At 67.2% G+C, this 16,252-nt stretch carries 11 protein-coding genes; 2 read left to right on the top strand and 9 right to left on the bottom strand.

Annotated elements, in window-relative coordinates; translation table 11 throughout:
- Positions 1-12: 12 nt before the first annotated feature.
- Positions 13-1,542, bottom strand: a complete 1,530-nt coding sequence (locus tag ACFVSU_RS01770) for an ABC transporter substrate-binding protein (RefSeq protein WP_387137185.1) — start codon at positions 1,540-1,542, stop codon at positions 13-15.
- 332 nt (positions 1,543-1,874) lie between these two features.
- Here ACFVSU_RS01770 and ACFVSU_RS01765 point away from each other — a divergent pair, with 332 nt between their 5' ends.
- The gene (locus ACFVSU_RS01765) at positions 1,875-2,867 is read left to right on the top strand and encodes a LacI family DNA-binding transcriptional regulator (RefSeq protein WP_387137182.1); all 993 of its coding nucleotides are present in this window, start codon (positions 1,875-1,877) and stop codon (positions 2,865-2,867) included.
- Positions 2,868-2,977: 110 nt separating this feature from the next.
- Positions 2,978-4,714: a DUF5605 domain-containing protein gene (locus ACFVSU_RS01760; protein ID WP_387137179.1), complete on the top strand. Its 1,737-nt coding sequence runs from the start codon at positions 2,978-2,980 to the stop codon at positions 4,712-4,714.
- 71 nt (positions 4,715-4,785) lie between these two features.
- On the opposite strand, the gene ACFVSU_RS01755 is transcribed toward ACFVSU_RS01760, so the two are convergent.
- From ACFVSU_RS01755 to ACFVSU_RS01720, 8 genes are all read right to left on the bottom strand, one after another.
- A complete protein-coding gene (locus ACFVSU_RS01755) occupies positions 4,786-6,456 on the bottom strand; it encodes a hypothetical protein (protein ID WP_387137176.1) in 1,671 nt (556 codons plus the stop codon).
- 338 nt (positions 6,457-6,794) lie between these two features.
- Entirely contained in the window at positions 6,795-7,808 is a 1,014-nt protein-coding gene (locus tag ACFVSU_RS01750) for a zinc-binding dehydrogenase (RefSeq protein WP_387137173.1), read from the bottom strand.
- Positions 7,805-8,662, bottom strand: coding sequence for a fumarylacetoacetate hydrolase family protein (locus tag ACFVSU_RS01745; protein WP_387137170.1), 858 nt, complete (start codon positions 8,660-8,662; stop codon positions 7,805-7,807). The genes ACFVSU_RS01750 and ACFVSU_RS01745 overlap by 4 nt, the downstream gene beginning before the upstream one ends.
- Complete coding sequence (locus ACFVSU_RS01740) at positions 8,659-9,582, bottom strand: SMP-30/gluconolactonase/LRE family protein (protein WP_387137167.1); 924 nt, start codon at positions 9,580-9,582, stop codon at positions 8,659-8,661. Before ACFVSU_RS01740 ends, ACFVSU_RS01745 begins: the two co-directional genes overlap by 4 nt.
- Positions 9,579-12,428 (bottom strand): FAD-binding and (Fe-S)-binding domain-containing protein, encoded by a 2,850-nt coding sequence (locus ACFVSU_RS01735; RefSeq protein WP_387137164.1) that lies wholly within the window; start codon positions 12,426-12,428, stop codon positions 9,579-9,581. The genes ACFVSU_RS01740 and ACFVSU_RS01735 overlap by 4 nt, the downstream gene beginning before the upstream one ends.
- Complete coding sequence (locus tag ACFVSU_RS01730) at positions 12,415-14,130, bottom strand: IlvD/Edd family dehydratase (protein ID WP_387137161.1); 1,716 nt, start codon at positions 14,128-14,130, stop codon at positions 12,415-12,417. Before ACFVSU_RS01730 ends, ACFVSU_RS01735 begins: the two co-directional genes overlap by 14 nt.
- Before the next feature lie 29 nt (positions 14,131-14,159).
- Positions 14,160-14,834, bottom strand: a complete 675-nt coding sequence (locus tag ACFVSU_RS01725; protein WP_387137158.1) for an SDR family NAD(P)-dependent oxidoreductase — start codon at positions 14,832-14,834, stop codon at positions 14,160-14,162.
- A gap of 397 nt (positions 14,835-15,231) precedes the next feature.
- Positions 15,232-16,239: an SDR family NAD(P)-dependent oxidoreductase gene (locus tag ACFVSU_RS01720; RefSeq protein ID WP_387137154.1), complete on the bottom strand. Its 1,008-nt coding sequence runs from the start codon at positions 16,237-16,239 to the stop codon at positions 15,232-15,234.
- Positions 16,240-16,252: the final 13 nt, after the last annotated feature.

Below are 16,252 nucleotides of genomic sequence, written 5' to 3'. Positions count from 1 at the left end.
GGCTCTCCGGTCCTACTTCTGCTGGAAGTCCCGCAGGAGCGGGTGCAGCGCTGAGAAGTCCGACATGGTCGGGATGCTGATGTCGTCGCTGTAGAGGTAGAAACCGTCCGGGTACGCCATGGGGACGAACCACGCCTGGTCGATCACGTACTGGTTGATCTCCTGCTGTGCGGCGACCCGCTCCTCATCGGTCCCCGTGAGGATCGTCTGCCACAGCTCGTCGACCGTCGCGTCAGGCTGGTGCGACACATTCCAGATGCCGTCGGGCAGGATGTAGTCCTGGATGTCCTTGATCGACTCGCCGTAATTGCCCAGCGGCCACAGCGGAACAGGGTAGGTACCGCTCAGCAGCTCGGTGTACTTGTCCGGACCCGTCAGGTTGACCTGCTCGACGGTGATGTTGAGGAGCGCAAGCTGTTCCGTGATGTACGGGAACAGCAGGTCTAGCCCGACCCCCTCTACGTTCGGCATCTGGAGCGTGAACCCGTCCTCGTAACCGGCTTCCTGCATGAGCGCCTTCGCCGCGTCGACGTCGTACGGGTAGGGGTCCTCGCTGAGGTCCTCCAGGTAAGCGCTGCTCCCCGGCCGGAAGATCTGATACGCCGGTTCTGCGTAGCCGCGATACAGATCCTCGGCGATTGCATCGCGATCGAAGACCATGTTCATCGCCTGGCGGACGCGCACATCGCCGAGGGCGGGGACCGTCTCGCCATTGTGATCCGTGAGCAGCAGTCGGGTCGTCGTGCCTCGGAGGGTGATCGCCTCCAGTCCCGCCTTCTCCGCCTCTTCGATGGTCGCCGAACTGCCGAGGATCCCGTCGATCTGACCGGTCTTCAGGGCGTTGAGGCCAGCGGTCGCGTCGGTGAACACCTTGAGTTCGAGCGTCTCGTACGGGTAGGTGTCGCTGTCCCAGTAGTCCGGGTTCTTGGACAGCGTGTAGCTCGACGCCTGCGTGCTCTTGCTCGGCTCGTAGATGTAAGGCCCACTTCCCACGATGGTGGTGTCGTGCTCATCCCCTGCGACGTACTCGGCGGATGTGATGTTCGCCTCGCAGAGGAGGAGGTCGAGCGTCGGGGTGGGCTGGGGCCAGGTGATCGTCATGTTGTAGTCGTCGGCGAAATCGAACTTCAGATCGGCGAACCTGCCGTTGCTCTCACCGATGAACTCGTAGGAAGCCTGGACATCCTCCGTCGTGAGGTCGCTGCCGTCCGAGAATGTGATGCCCTCTCGGAGCTTGACCGTGACGGCGCTCTTGTCGTCGTTGTACTCCCACTCCTCGGCGATCTCCGCAGACGGCTTGCCGAACTCGTCGCAGATGAGCAGCGTGTCCCACGCGGCGTCGGCGAACCAGCCCTGATAGCTGGGCTGGATCGCAACGCTGAGGCCCGGGATGTCGGCGGTCATGCCGAGGACCAGCGTGTCCTTCGCGCCATCCCCGGTGGCGGACCCTCCCCCTCCGGGGGCGCAGGCGCTGAGCGCGAGGCCTGCGGCGAGCGCGGGGATCGCGACCGCTGCAGCCATGCGGCGTCGTGTGAATCGCATTGCAACTCCTTTGTTGTGTCTCTTGGCTCGGGCGGTGCTGCCCGTCGGGCGGAGGACCATGACGTTCGGGTCGTCCGAAAGTGACGGTAGAGAGTGCTCTCCGACCCAGCAACGAAGTATGCGATTATTGCGCAAAGCGACCCGCCGGTACGGGGGTCGCAGGAGTGGCCGCGCTCTGGCATCCCCATGTCAGCACCAATGTTCCGGCCGGGAACAACAGGGCACAACTCCCTTGCCGCGCTGCTTGCGAAGACTAGGCTCGGGGCAGATTCATTTTGCGCAAGCCGGAAGGGGTGTCGATGGATCCGACTGCTTCCGTAACCCTCCGGGACGTGGCCGAGGCAGCCGGCGTGTCTGTTGCGACAGCTTCGCGGGCTCTCGCCGGGCGTGGAGACCTGTCCCGACGGACACGCGAGAAGGTTGCGGATGCTGCCCAGAAGCTCGGATACGACCGCGGCAACGTCATGCGAGGACGGCCCACGACTCTGGATCCCCGACTGATCGAGTTCGTCCTCGGCAGCTTCGACGACGCGTGGACTGACGCGATGACGACCGGTGCTCGGGAGGCGGCCTTCCGGCTGGGATTCGATCTCGTTCTCACCCTCGAGCGATCAGAGCCCACCGACGACTGGCCGACCCGCGTGGCGACCCGCCGCCCCTCGGGTGTGGTGATCGGCATCATCCGACCGACAGCGCGTCAGCTCGACGAGTTGCGCGGGCTCCGCATTCCGATTGTGCTGCTCGAGCCGAGATCCGACCCAGAAGGAGCGCTCGCGAGCGTGGGCACGACGGATTGGCAAGGAGGATACGACGCGGGCGCACACCTTGCGTCGGGCGGGTACTCCCGATTCGTCATCGTCACGGGCGAACCGCGCTACCGCTTCGGGCGCGCCCGCGAGGAGGGTTTCCGCCAGGCGATCGCCGATACGGTCGGGCTGGACGTCGTCCGAGTCAACTCCGAATGGACAGACGCCCCCTTGACCGAGCAGATGCTTCGGGCGATCGCTGGCGACCGTTCTTCCGTGGGCGTGTTCGCCTGCAACGACGAAATGGCGTTGGCGGTGTATCGGGCCGCAGCCCAGCTGGGTCGCAGCATCCCGGATGACATCGGGGTAGTCGGCTTCAATGACGAGCCCCGAGCGGCCAGAGCGACCCCGCCGCTGACATCGGTTCGGCAGCCGTTGCGAGCAATGGCGGCCAGGGCCGTTGAGATTGCCGCAGAGCTTCGCCGTCATGAGGACGCGAGCTTCGAGCGCATCGAGCTTCCGTGCGAGCTGATTGTGCGCGGCTCGACCAGAGCCGCCCCTCCGACATCGGCGCGGTAGCGCCCGTTTGCGCAAATCGCCCGCGGCGGCCGTCGGCGGAAGGCGGCGACACTAGGCTCGCCGCGTCACGCGCCGCAGAGTTGCGTGCCGCTCGGCAATGGAGGAATCCCATGACTCGGCCTTTCGATCGATACGACGCTTTCGGCGCGGCACTCGACAACCCTGCAGCCAGTCAGGTTCTTGAGGCCCTCGTGCCCGAAGTCCTGCACTCCTCGTTGGCGGCGCAGCTGCGCGAATTCCCACTCGGCCCCTTCCTCGAGTTCGCTCTCGGCGCCGATCGCACCCGAGCGGCAGCCGTCATTGCGGCGCTCAGCGAGATCGAGAGCACCACGCCGCCGCTTGAGGAGTCCCGGACAGTCGTACCGCGCTCCGACTGCGAGTCCGGCTCTGTGCCTATGAGCTCTGCTGCGGTTGAGGTGGGTGGTGGTGAAGTCAACCGTCCGGTCGAGCTGATCTTCTCTGGCCCCGCGCACGGCAACCCTTTCGTCGACGTCGAGATCGCGGCCGAGTTCAGGCTGGATGAGGATCCGCTCGTCGTCGGCGGCTTCTACGACGGCAACGGGCGCTTTGTCGTCCGCTTCCTTCCACCTCGTGCCGGTACGTGGCGATGGACGACGCGATCAAACGCGCGCTCGCTCAACGCGATCAGCGGCGAGGTTGTGGTGAAGCGGTCAACTCATCCCGGACCAGTGCGCGTAGTCGACCAATTTGCATTCGCCCACGCGAACGGGGAGGTCTTCACTCCCGTAGGCACCACCGCCTACGCGTGGATACACCAGCCGGCAGACTTGCAGGCCCGTACCCTCGAAAGCCTCGCGGCGGCACCGTTCAACAAACTGCGCATGTGCGTGTTCCCCAAGAGCTTCCTCTACAACTCGAACGAGCCCGACGATTTCGCGTTTCGCAGAAGGAACGACGGCACGTGGGACACCGAGCGTTTCGACATCGAGTTCTTCCGGCGCCTGGAGGAGAACATCGTCGAACTCGACAAGCTCGGCATCCAAGCAGACATCATCCTCTTCCATCCTTATGATCGTTGGGGCTTCAGCCGACTCGGCCGCGTGGCGGACGAACGGTACCTGACCTACATCGTGCGACGTCTCTCCGGATTGCCGAACGTGTGGTGGTCGTTGGCCAACGAGTACGAGCTGCTGACGACGAAGCGCCCGGAGGACTGGCACCACATCGCCGAAGTCGTTACTCGCGAGGATCACGTCGGCCATCTGCTATCCATCCACAACTGGTCTGAGCTGTTCGACTACACAATCGGATGGGCGACGCACGCCAGTATCCAGCGCGGCGATCGGGAACTCGGCCAGAAGATCGACGAATGTCGCTACACCTGGGGCAAGCCCGTCATCGTCGACGAGCTCGGTTATGAGGGCGACCTCGACCAGGGATGGGGAAACCTGACCGCCGAGGAGGTCGTCGAGAGGTTCTGGAGCGCAACCGTGCGCGGCGGCTATCTGACGCACGGTGAGACCTTCCATCGTGAGGACGAGGAGATCTTCTGGTCGAAGGGCGGGACGCTCGTAGGCCGGAGCCCTGCGCGAATCGCGTTCCTTCGGAGGATCGTCGCGGACTCCCCGACCCATCGACTCGACCCGTTGCCGTCCGATTGGGACGTGCCCTGGGGAGGTGTCGCCGGCGAATACTGCGTCCTCTACTTCGGCGCAAAACAGCCGCGGTTCCGCGATGTCTCGGTCCCGGCAGGCATGAATGCGTCGATCGAACTGATCGATACGTGGAACATGACGATCCAGCAGGTCCCCGGCCTCCACGAAGGTGTGACGCGCGTCTATCTGCCCACTCGGCCCTACATGGCCATCCGGTTGCGGCGGGCCTGACCGCCTCGTTCCCGGATCGAAAGTCGGATGCCCCGACCACACAGGTGGTCGGGGCATCCTCTCGCCATCGTCTAGTCGGCAACGATCACGCGAACCCGATCGATGTTGTGCAGGAGCGCGTACTTGGCGTTTACGTCACCACCGCGCTCTGCCGTCACGCGGACGCTGACGAAATACGTCCCGGGCTGAGCGAAGCTGCACTTGGTGGTGAGCGCCGCTACCTTCTGGGGCGTGGCGAGCGTCCCGCCGACGTATGTGCCGTCTCCCTCGCAGTCCCACTCGGCGGCGATGATCTTGCCGCCGCCGACAGGTGTGCGGGCGGTCGCCACGAGAGGCACAGACTTGCCCGGCTTGGCGGTGATCGAATCGTCGCCGCGCGACACGAGGTCCACCGTCGGCTGGATGCCCTGCCGTTCGCCGGCCGACGCTGGCACGATGATCTGCGCCTCGTTGACGGAGTACCGGGTCGAGGTGGGGGCGGGGATGCCGTCCTCCGCCCATGCGGCGACATCGCGCAGAGCCTGTTCGACCTGGCCATACCAGTCCACCAACGTCGTAGCCCGCAGCCCTGTCGGCGGCGCGTCCTGATGGTCGGCGTGATCGGTGAAGTAGACCCGGTAGCTGTCCGTCGCCGCCGCCCCGAGCGCGGCTTCTACGCGCTTGCGGTACCAGTCGGTGTGCCACGGCAGGGCGTCACTGTCGTACAGATTGGATACGACGATCATCTTGCCGGTGATCGACCCGTCGAACGCGGCATTGCCCGATACCGCTCGGAATGAGGCGGGCTCGCCCACCGCGCGCTGGGGATACAGCGGCGTGCCATCGGGTTTGCGGAACTGATCCAGCCCGATCCAGCCCTGGTCGACCGGCGGCAGCTGGTAGCGGTACGCGAACCGCTTGGCGATGTTCCACCGGTGCCCGATCGTGTCGCCCATTTCTGCGAGCTCGGCGCGAACACGGGTGCCGAGGGCGCTGTCCTCGGTGCCGAGGTAGCCCGGTGCATTCCAGAAGTCGTCGACATAGGTCGGGTCGTAGGAGAGGGGCGAGTCGGAGTCGAGACCTCCCCCGAAGTAGGCGGGGTCGTAGCCGAGCAGGTAGTCCGGGTTCTCCCATCCCTTCAATGGGATGCCCAGCGCCAGCATCTCCTTGAGCATGGCGGTCTCTGCAGCGTCGAGCGTCGCATACGGGTTTCCACTGCCGCCAGGAAGGATGGCGTCGCGGATCTCGTCAGCCTTGTCGTTGAGGATCAGCTCAGCTGCCGCGCGGCCATTGAAGTTGTAGCTCGAGGGCGTAGGGACCCCCTGCACCATCGGCACGAACCCCTGCCAGACGCCCTCGGTGTTCTCGGCAGCGCCGACGGTCTGGAACGAACCGCCGCTGGGACCATACAGGTAGCCATAGATCGGGCGGGTGCTGCCGTAGTACGCCGCGGCGACGGTCTCCGCGAACTTCGCGGCAGCCGCATCATGCCGGTATCCCACCGAGACGGAGCCGTTGCCCGCCTGGACGGCGTAGCCGCCGCTCGCCAGTGCGAAGCCGATCGCGCGGTCGTCGGCGCGCGCAGTACTCGCCCCCGCGACGAACACGGTGGGGTAGGTGTACTGGAAGAACCGGCCCTCCCACTTTCCCTTGTCGACCGCGGAGTGCAGATAGATGTTGAACTGGATGTTCGTGCCCTCGAAGTGTCCGGACACGCGGTGATGCGGGACCGGTGAGGTCTCATCCGATTCGGCGTCGATCACCGGACGATTGAAGCGCGGATCCACGCAGTCCGGGGTCACGATCATTGGGGCGCCCGACCCGGCTTGAGTACACGGGGCTGGTTCGGCGGATGCGGTCGCCGCGGGCAGTACGGCGGCGACGATCGCGATCGCAACGCCGAGCGCCAGTGGCGCTCGGCGAGTGAGGACGGATCTGGGCACTGATTCCTCCAACGTCATCGGTGGTTGCCGCCGCGACCATCGCGACGGCGAACGCCCCAGGCGAGGGGTGGTGCAGGGCGAACAGGCACCGACGCTACGGTGACCGCTCACACCCGATCAATCGAGCCGAGTTCTTTTGCGCAAACTCCAGCGCACAGTCATCGACCGATGGCCACGTGGAACTTCGGCCCCGGACCGGCTGTGTCCGGCCGGCCCTCCGCCAGGATGCGGGGAAGCTCCTCGAGTGACACTGTGGCCGCGATCAGCGGCCGCGGATCGACGCCACCCGCCGCGTAAGCGTTGATCGTCCCCGCGAGTCCGGGCGAGGCACTGAGCACGCCGACAGCGGTTACATCCTTCAGTGCCAGCTCACGAGTGTCGATCAGACTCGCGCTACCCGCGAGTCCGACATACACCACACGCCTCCCCGGCTCGACCAGCTCGAGCGCTTTCGCCGGCAGATGCTGCGCGTTCGATGCCTCGATCACGGCGTCCCACGGCAGGTCGGGAAGGGTTTCCTCGGTCCACACATTGTCGAACCCGATCGTCCGGGCGAAGGCGAGGGAGCGCTCGCTGCGGCCGAGAAGGTGCACTTCGGCGCCCGCGGCGCGGGCGAACAGCCCGCACAGCAGCCCGATCGTGCCGGGGCCGAGGACGAGGCATCGGTCGCCGGGTCGGAGGTTCGCGGCCTCGACGGACCGGTAGGCGTTGCCGCCCGGTTCGACCATGGCGCTCATCGCGTCGTCGACCGTGTCGGGCAGCCGGTGCAGCGACGTGACGGGCACGGCGACCTGTTCGGCGAGGGCGCCGGGACGGCCGTCGCGGATGCCGAGCTCGCCGCGGGTCTCGCACACGTGCTGCAGTCCGCTTCGGCAGCGACGGCATTCGCCGCAGCCGAGCATCGTGTCGCCGGTGACCCGGGCGCCCAGCCACGAGGCATCCACCCCGTCTCCGATCCGGGAGACGACACCCATCCATTCGTGCCCGATCCGCACGGGGAAGGTGGTGTGCCCCGAGTGGTAGTACGCCATCTCGCCGGTGAACAGCTCGATGTCTGTCCCGCAGATTCCGGCGCGCTTCACGTCGACGACCACCTCGCCGGGCGCGGCGGTCGGCGGCGCGACGTCCTGCACCTCCGCCCGGTGCGGACCGGTGATGACGAGCGCCCTCATCGGGGCGCCAGCACGGTCTGGCGCTGCGCGCCGAGGCCGCCGATGCCGAGCGTCATGACGTCGCCCGCCTGCAGCCAGACCTGCGGGGTGAAGCCCATGCCGACCCCGGGCGGGGTGCCGGTGTTGATGAGGTCGCCGGGCTCGAGCACCATGAACTGGCTGATGTAGTGCACGATGAAGAACGGGTCGAAGATCATCGTCGACGTCGATCCGGTCTGGCGACGCACGCCATTGACGTCGAGCCACATGCCCAGGTCCGTGACATCGGCGACCTCGTCCTGCGTGACCAGCCAGGGGCCCGCCGGGTTGAACGTCTCGGCAGACTTGCCCTTGAGCCACTGTCCGCCGCGCTCCATCTGGAACGCCCGCTCCGACACGTCGTTGACGAGCACCCACCCCGCGATGTGGTCCCGCGCCTCGTCGACCGAGTCGAGATAGCTGGTCCGCTTGCCGATCACGATGCCCAGCTCGACCTCCCAATCCGGCTTCGTCGCGCCCCGCGGAATGCGGACGTCGTCGTTCGGGCCGACGAGGGTGTTCGGCGACTTCGTGAACAGGATCGGCTCCGACGGAACCGCCTGGCCGGTCTCGGCAGCGTGATCGGAGTAGTTCAGGCCGACGCAGATGATCTGGTGCGGGCGGGCGATCGGGGCGCCGATGCGCTGGTCGCCGATCGGCTCCCCGCCGGTCGCGGCGCGCTCGGCGACGATCGGCGCGATCCGGTCGAGCCCGCCCGAGCCGAAAAAGGCCTCGTCGAAGTCGGCGACGACATCCGACAGGTCGACGTAGCGGCTCTCGCCGACGAGCGCGGCGGGCATCTCGGCGCCGGGGGCGCCGATGCGCAGGAGCTTCATGCTGTTTCCTCCAGGGAAGTCGTGGGCGGACGGGTTCCAGCCCAGAGATGCGGGGCGATGCCTCGGTGTCCTGTTCGGACGGTGAAGAGGCGACCGGACAGCGGATGCGCGGCGATGTCCTCTCGCGTCATACCCTCGGTCGCGGTGGTGATCACGAGGGTGTCGAGGTCTGGTCCGGCGAACACCGGGCACGACGTGTGGGGGGCTGGGACGTCCACCCGACCCACGATCTCGCCGTCGGGCGAGATCCGGACCACACAGCCCTGACCCCAGAGCGCGACCCACAGGTGGTCCTCCGTGTCTGTGGTCATCCCATCGGGGAACCCGGCGTCCACCTCGAGGAACACGCGTCGCTCGCCGGTCGTTCCGGAGACGGGATCGTACGAGCGGGCGTGGATCCGCCGGCTGGTCGTGTCGATGGAGTACAGCGTGCGCCCGTCCGAGGTCCAGGCGAGGCCGTTCGAGAGGCCGAGGTCCCCGTCGAGGACCGTCGCCCGCCCGTCGGCGCCGAGTCGCAGAAGCAGCTCGGGCCCCGGCCCCTTTGTGCCGACGAGGAAGCGCCCGGCCGGGTCGGGCTTGCCGTCGTTGAATCGCCGATCCGCTCCGTCGATGAGATCGGGGCCGGTGGTGATCGATCCGTCGCGGTGGCGCACACAGAGCCGGTGAGCGCCGGCGACCAGCCACTCGCCTGTCGCCGAGACGGCGACAGCGGCCGCGACATCGGGGAAGGCGACGCGCTCCTCGATCTCGATCGCGCCACCGTACGAGAAGCGGGCTGCGTAGACGACACCGGCCGTGATGTCGACCCACAGCACGCGGCCGCGGATCGGATCCCAGACCGGCCCTTCCCCGAGGTGATGCGAGATCGGCGTCGCGACACGCGGAACGCCCAGCAGCGGCACCCGCTCCAGCGCGCTCACGAGGACGACTCCGCGAAAGTGTCGTCGAGCACCTCGAGGATGTGCCGGTACGGGTGCCCCGTGGCGCGGGTCATGCCGAGCTCGCACGTGCGGTTGAGCGAGGCGTGCGCATCTGAGGCGGCGGCCGTCACATCATCGGCTTCGCGGCGGGTGGCGCCTGCGGTGAGTTCGGGATGCAGCATCCCGCGGTCTCCGGCGAAGGCGCAGCATCCCCACTCGTCGGGGATCACGACGGCTTCGGCGGCCGCGGCCGCGACTCTCGTGAGCGCGGGGTTCACGCCCAGGCGCGTGGAGGAGCAGGTGGGGTGCAGGGTGATCGAGCGGACCTTCCGCCCTTCCGGCAGACGGGGGAGCACGTATTGGTCGACGAACGCCACGGCGTCGAGCACCTCGATGCCGCGCATTTCGGCGGCGTTGAGCAGCACTTCCAGGCCTTCCGTGCAGGATGAGGCATCGCAGACGACGGGGATGCGGCCGCCGTCGGTCGCGCGATGCAGCGACGCCGAGACCCGGGCGGTCATCTCGGCATAGCCGCCCGTGAGTCCCTTCGACTTCCACGGGGTGCCGCAGCACAACGACGGCAGGTCGTCGGGCGTGCTCACCGCAACGCCTGCTCGTTCGCACAGCCGCAGGAACGACTCCGCAGCGCCATCACCTCCGACGGGACCGAACATCGTGTTCGTGCAGGACGAGAAGAAGACGGCGGACGGTTCCGGCGCGTCCACGACTCGCCTCCGTGTGCCGCCCCGCGGGAGGTCTGCCGTGTAGAGGGGGACAGTGTCGGTGCCGAGGATGCCGCGACCGAGCTTCGTCGCCAGCGCCGGGACAGCGGTGGGAAGGGCATCTGCGACGGTCATCGCGACGCCGCCGGCGGCGCTGACAGCATCCCACTGCCTCGCCGCGACCTTCCACGCGGCCTGCGCAACCGCACCCTGGCTCTCTGCGCGCAGGCGCCTCACCAAATCGCCGGTGTTGATGAGCACCGGGCACGCCGTCTGGCACATGCCGTCCACCGCGCACGTCTGCACCCCGTCGTAGTCGTACTCCTGCTCCAGTGCAGCGGCGAGGAGCTTGTCGCCGCTGTCGCGGGCGCGCTGGAGCTCGCGGCGCAGCACGATCCGCTCCCGCGGAGTGAGGGTGACGTCCTTTGACGGGCACACCGGTTCGCAGTAGCCGCACTCCACGCAGCGGTCCACCTCGGACTCGACCGTCGGGGCCGTCTTGAGGTGCTTCGTGTGCGCCTCGGGATCCTCGGTGAGGAGAACTCCCGGGTTGAGGCTCATGCCGGGGTCGATGAGGCGCTTGACCGCCCACATCACGTCGTAGAGCTCGTCGCCGTACTGGCGCCGCACGAACGGGGCCATGATCCGCCCCGTGCCGTGCTCGGCCTTCAGCGTGCCGCCCTGCCCGAGGACGAGGCTCACCATGTCTTCTGTGAAGGCCTCGTATCGGGCCAGCAGCGTCTCGTCGTCGAAGCGCTCATTGATGAGGAAGTGGATGTTGCCGTCCTTCGCGTGCCCGAAGATCACGCTGCCCTCGTAGCCGTGCGCATGGAACAGCTCGATCAGGCGCTCGCACGTCTCGCCCAGCCGGTCGACCGGGACGGCGATGTCCTCCAGGAGCGCCGTCGTACCGGACGGCCGCGCACCGGCCACCGCGGTGAACAGACCCTTCCGGATGTGCCAGAGCTGCGCGCGGGTCGCGGCATCCGTCGTCAGTTCCGCGCTGTCGACGAGTGGCAGGTCCGCGAGCACCGGCGCTGCAGCGCTGAGGCGGGCGTCCAAGGCCGCGGCGGTCTCTTCCTGGAACTCGACCAGCAGCGCCGCGTGCTCGGCGACGACCAGGCCGGCCAGCTCCGCGGTCGCCTCCGGGTCACGCTGGGCGACGAGAAGGGATGCGGCATCCATGAGCTCGATCGTCGCGAAGCCCGCCTCGATGAGCGCCGGCAGTGCGGCGGTCGCATCCGCGAGACCGGCGAAGATCAGCAAGCCTGTAGCGGCGTGGGGCCTGACGGGCAGCGTCCGGAACGTCGCCTCAGCAACAAAGGCGAGCGTGCCCTCGGAACCGACCACAAGATGCTCGAGGATCTCAAGAGGCGTGTCGTTATCGAGGAACGCATTCAGGCCGTACCCCATCGTGTTCTTGATCGAGTGCAGAGTCTGAAGACGCTCGACCGACCCGGGGTTGCCGCGGATCCGGTCCCGCAGGCGTTCGAGCCCCTCGTAGATCGCGGGCTCCTTCTGCCGCAACAGGCCAGCGGCGCCAGGGGCGCCAGTGTCGATGACGGTGCCCGACGGCAGCACAAGCACCGCGGATTCGAGCGTGCGGTACGCGTTGGCGTGAGTACCGCACGACATGCCAGAGGAGTTGTTCGCGATCACGCCGCCGATCGTGCACGCGATCTCACTGGCCGGATCCGGTCCAAGCTTGCGGCGATGACGTGCCAGCCGTGTGTTGACAGCCCGCACGGTCGCGCCCGGCTGCACCCGCACCCGGTCGCCGGCGTCGAGCACGTCGATGCGGCGGAAGTGACGACGGGTGTCGAGCAGCAACTGATCGGTGCCTGCCTGCCCAGAAAGGCTCGTCCCGCCGGACCGGAAGGTCACCGGCGCCCCGGCCGCGCCGGCGACCGCCATCACCCGGGCGACCTCGTCGACGTCCTTGGGCGTCACCACCGCCTGTGGAGTGAGGAGGTAGTGCGACGCGTCGTGGGCGGAGGCCAGGCGATCAGTCGCCCGCGTGCCGACAGCCGCGCCGACGGCCTCGATTGCGGCGATCAGCGCGGGGTCGACCGGGGCGAGCGTCGCGGATCCCCCGCTTCCGACGCGGCGTTCAGTGCGACTCACGTGACACCTTCGATCCGGACGAGCCGACGAGGAAGTCGAGGTCGGCGCCTCGGTCGGCCTGCAGCACGTGATCAACGTAGAGCCGCTCCCACCCGCGGCGGGGCTTGGCGTACCCGTCGAGGGTGGCCTGGTTCGGGGTGCGGACGGCCAGTTCGTAGGCGGGGACGTCGAGGTCGAGGCGTCCCGCGCGGACGTCGAGGTTGATCCAGTCGCCCGTCTGCACGAGGGCGAGCGGCCCGCCGGCGGCGGCTTCGGGGGTGACGTGCAGGATGACGGTGCCGTAGGCGGTGCCCGACATCCTGCCGTCGCAGATGCGAACCATGTCGCGCACGCCCTTCTCGAGCAGCTTCGCGGGCAGCGGCATATTGGAGACCTCAGGCATGCCGGGGTAGCCCTTGGGGCCGCAGCCGCGCAGCACCATGACGCTGTTCTCGTCGATGTCTAGGCCGGGGTCGTCGATGCGGGCGTGGAAGTCCTCGATCGAGTCGAACACCACTGCCCGGCCGCGGTGCTTCAGGAGATGAGCGGAGGCCGCCGCAGGCTTGATGATCGCGCCGCCTGGTGCCAAACTCCCCCGCAGCACGCTGATGCCCGCCGCAGGCAGCAACGGGGTGTCGCGGGGCGCGATGACCTCGGCGTCCCAGATCTGCGCGTCTTCGAGGTACGACACGAACGGCCGGCCGGTGATGGTCAGCGCGTCCGGGTCGAGCAGGTCGCGGACCTCGCGCATGACGGCCAGGAACCCGCCCGCCCGATACAGGTCGTCCATCAGGAACCGGCCCGCGGGCTGCAGGTTCACCAGCAGCGGCACCTCGGCCCCGATCCGGTCGAAGTCGTCGACCGTGAGCTCGATCCCCAGGCGTCCCGCGATCGCCAGGAGATGCACGACCGCGTTGGTCGATCCGCCGATCGCGGCGAGCGCGACGATCGCATTGTGGAAGTTCGCCTTCGTCAGGAAGGTCGAGGGGCGCCGGTCGTCCGCGACGAGCTGCACGGCGAGCAGACCGGTTTCGTGTGCCGCTTCGAGGAGCCGCGCGTCCGGCGCGGGGGTTCCCGCGACCCCCGGCACGACGACGCCGAGCGCTTCGGCCACGAGCGCCATCGTCGACGCCGTGCCCATCGTGTTGCAGTGGCCCTTGGACCGGATCATCGACGACTCGGACTTGAGGAACATCGCCTCGCTCAGGGTGCCGGCGCGGACCTCCTCCGACAGCCGCCACACATCGGTGCCGCAGCCCAGCGCCTCGTTGCGGAAGTGACCGGTGAGCATGGGCCCGCCGGGCACGACGACCGCGGGGAGGTCGACGGACGCTGCGGCCATCAGCAGCGAAGGGATCGTCTTGTCGCACCCGCCCAGCAGCACGACCCCGTCGATCGGGTTCGCGCGCAGCATCTCTTCCGTCGCCATCGCCGCCATGTTGCGCCACAGCATCGCCGTCGGACGCACCTGCGTCTCCCCCAGCGACACGACAGGAAGCTCCAGAGGGATGCTGCCGGCCTCGTAGATGCCGTTCTTCACCGACTGCGCCACCTCATCCAGGTGACTGTTGCACGGCGTGAGATCGGACGCCGTGTTCGCGATCGCGATCTGCGGCCGGCCCTCGAACGCCGACCCCGGCACACCTCGCCGCATCCACGCCCGATGGATATACGCATTGCGGTCATCACCCGCATACCACTGCGAGCTGCGCTGCTCATTCATGTCTACGCTCGGTTCGTTCCTCGGGGCCGTCAGTACGTCGCGCGGCCACCGCTGATGTCATAGACAGCGCCGGTCGAGAACGACACCTTGTCCGACGCCAGCCAAGCGACCAGCTCGGCAACCTCGTGCGCTTCACCGACTCGCTTCATCGGAATGAGCGAAGTGATGTGAGCAAGCACGTCAGGCGCTGTGGAGTCGTTCATCGGCGTTGCGATCACTGCGGGAGCGATGGCGTTGACGATCACACCTGTCGTCGCGAGCTCTTTCCCAGCGGATTTGGTGAGCGCGATGACGGCCGCCTTGGTCGCCGAGTACACGCTCAGGTTCGGGTTGCCGTCCTTGCCCGCCATGCTCGCGAAGTTCACGACCCGGCCCCACCCACGAGCCACCATGCCGGGAGTGAACGCCTGCATCATCGCCACAGTGCCCAGCACATTGACCTCGAAGGTTCGGCGCCAGTCGTCCGGATCAGTGTCCAACAGTGCGATGTTGGGACCGACGATGCCAGCCGAGTTAATGAGGATGTCGACGTCGCCGACGCGCTCAGCGAGCGCGGCCACTGCAGCCGCATCGGTGATGTCGAGCGTCTGGTCAGCGCCGGCGGAACGATCGACGGTGATGACCTGGACGTCGTCGGCACGCAGTCGAGCGGCGGTCGCCGCTCCAAGCCCACTGATACCGCCGGTGACGATTGCGCGCCTCATTGTGCTCCCCTTCAATCTCGGAGTTCGTGCTCGGGCCTTCTTCTGAAGCACGCCCCAGGGACCTTCCCGGGCAGGCTCAGACCAAACTGGACCCTCTGGCACGTGTCCGCAGAACCGATGCACTCAGAAGAACTCCGTCCGGTGTCTGTGCACGCTATTCGCCATGCGGTGGGCGCGCCAAGAGCGTTGCGCAATAAACCGCGAGTTGAAGGGAGAAGAGCATTCAATCGGCCTTCCATAACGGCTCCCGCAGGGCCCCTATCAGCGTGTGAGATCTAATCGGCAGCCATCGCTGCCGGTCCACTGCTACCGCATGATGCGCAGACCGCTACCACAGCGCCGGATGCATCACGATGCAGAGGCGCTCCGTCCGTGTGGGGAGAGTGGTAGGCCGCAGCTACTGGACGGACCAGCCGCCGTCGCTCGCGAGGATCGCGCCGTTGATGTTCACACCGTCATCAGACAGCAAGAACGAGATGGACGCGGCCAGCTGCTCCGCAGTGGCGACCGGGATCTGCGACTGGAAGGGCCGGAGTCGCTGACTTCCCGTCTCGGACAGGTTAGGCGGGAATGGGATTCCGGTCGCCACTCCCCCAGGAGCGACGGCGTTGATGCGCACGCCGGCGGGGCCGTACATGAAGGCCGCGGACTTGGTCAGCCCGACGACGCCGTGTTTGGACACGGTGTACGCGTTGCCCGACGCGTTGCCCCGAAGTCCGGCCTCGCTCGCCACATTCACGATGGAACCCCGACCCGCTTCGACCATCAAAGGGAGCACGGCGCGAGACAGCTTGAAGGTGCCGGTGAGGTTCACGCCAATGACACGGTCCCACATAGCGTCGGTCGTCTCGGCGAGAGGTGAGAAGTCGTCGTTGATGCCTGCAATGTTCGCGAGGCCGTCAATGCGGCCGCTCGTAGCGGCGACGATCGAGTCGACTGATTCCTGGTCTGTGATGTCGCCCTCCACGGCGACGAGGTCAAGACCGCCCAGCCCTTCGAGCAGGTCGTCGAGACGCTCTGCCGATACATCTACGGCCACGACGCGACCACCCTCGCGTGCAACGCGAGACGCAGTGGCCTTCCCAATCCCGGATGCCGCGCCGGTGACGATGACGGTCTTGCCGTTGAACCTTCCGGGGGTGACACGTTCGATCCAGACATCTTCATCATTGCTGTCCGGAAGTATCCCATCGTTGGCAGCGAGCACGAGCGCGTCGATCGCGTCTTCGGGTATCTGCCCCCGACTGAGCTCGACGAGTTGTTGCAACGGCAGACTCTGGATGGGAGCCAGGCTGTCGGCGCTCGTGCCTGCCCGTTCGAGGAACCCCCGAAGGACATGTCCACCAACCGGATGGGTCAGCCAGTCGCTGATCGAAGTCTTGGCTGTAAGCGTCTTCAGAGTCATGGTTTCGTCTTTC

Origin of the sequence: Microbacterium sp. NPDC058062 (assembly GCF_042885375.1) — a bacterium.
GTDB lineage: Bacteria > Actinomycetota > Actinomycetes > Actinomycetales > Microbacteriaceae > Microbacterium > Microbacterium trichothecenolyticum_C.
The sequence above is the reverse complement of the archived record's forward strand: the minus strand, read 5'-3'. Positions and strand labels throughout refer to the sequence as shown.

Excerpts from the sequence above, each read along its gene's own strand:
- ACFVSU_RS01725 (WP_387137158.1), bottom strand. The coding sequence starts at position 14,834 with ATGAGGCGCGCAATCGTCACCGGCGGTATCAGTGGGCTTGGAGCGGCG.
- ACFVSU_RS01760 (WP_387137179.1), top strand. The coding sequence starts at position 2,978 with ATGACTCGGCCTTTCGATCGATACGACGCTTTCGGCGCGGCACTCGAC.
- ACFVSU_RS01745 (WP_387137170.1), bottom strand. The coding sequence starts at position 8,662 with ATGAAGCTCCTGCGCATCGGCGCCCCCGGCGCCGAGATGCCCGCCGCG.
- ACFVSU_RS01730 (WP_387137161.1), bottom strand. The coding sequence starts at position 14,130 with ATGAATGAGCAGCGCAGCTCGCAGTGGTATGCGGGTGATGACCGCAAT.
- ACFVSU_RS01770 (WP_387137185.1), bottom strand. The coding sequence starts at position 1,542 with ATGCGATTCACACGACGCCGCATGGCTGCAGCGGTCGCGATCCCCGCG.
- ACFVSU_RS01750 (WP_387137173.1), bottom strand. The coding sequence starts at position 7,808 with ATGAGGGCGCTCGTCATCACCGGTCCGCACCGGGCGGAGGTGCAGGAC.
- ACFVSU_RS01720 (WP_387137154.1), bottom strand. The coding sequence starts at position 16,239 with ATGACTCTGAAGACGCTTACAGCCAAGACTTCGATCAGCGACTGGCTG.